Source organism: Pseudomonas sp. FW305-25, assembly GCF_017351415.1.
Lineage (GTDB): Bacteria > Pseudomonadota > Gammaproteobacteria > Pseudomonadales > Pseudomonadaceae > Aquipseudomonas > Aquipseudomonas chlororaphis.
Map to the genome: position 1 here is coordinate 1 of NZ_JACNDE010000084.1, position 542 is coordinate 542.

1 protein-coding gene is annotated in these 542 nt (G+C 52.4%); it reads right to left on the reverse strand.

All coding sequences use genetic code 11. The annotated features are described in order from the left end of the window. Positions 1 to 63: 63 nt before the first annotated feature. Positions 64 to 542, reverse strand: a 479-nt coding sequence (locus J4E58_RS31780) for an integrase core domain-containing protein (protein WP_207255372.1), incomplete at its 5' end; no start/stop codon positions are given.

Consider the following 542-nt stretch of genomic DNA (forward strand, 5'->3'; position numbering starts at 1 on the left):
ATGAACGGGACAACCACATAGGTAACAGAAAAGTTCAGGCACATAGGTAACACCAAATCAGGCCTATGACGCCGGACTGAGCCTGATGTAACCGTCCTGGGCATCTTTCAAATCAAAGCGACCCAACTTGATCGGGCCAAATATGACGTCCCAAATACCCTCACTGATACGCTCCAGACCTACCGTTTCGCGCTTGAGCACATTGCCGACATAGATCCTGAGCCGACCTCTGTTGACGATCCCACAAGAGTCAACGACATAGGTTTCTATATGGCTGGGATACCTCATCACTGGTAGCCGTGCCGGATAAGTTCGATCCGAACAGCAATAACAGGAGGCCGGTGTTCTCTGCCCAAGCGCCTCATGCGGTCGTTCATGATTGTAGTGCTGCTGGAACAGATCAAAGTGCTTTTGCTGAGCGCCCCATTCAATTTCCGGAGGACTGACCAGCGTGCTTTTCAGCGTGCGGTGCATGCGTTCATGACGACCATTTTGCTCGGGTCGACCCGGTTGGATTCGCTCGGGAATGATGCCCAGACGTA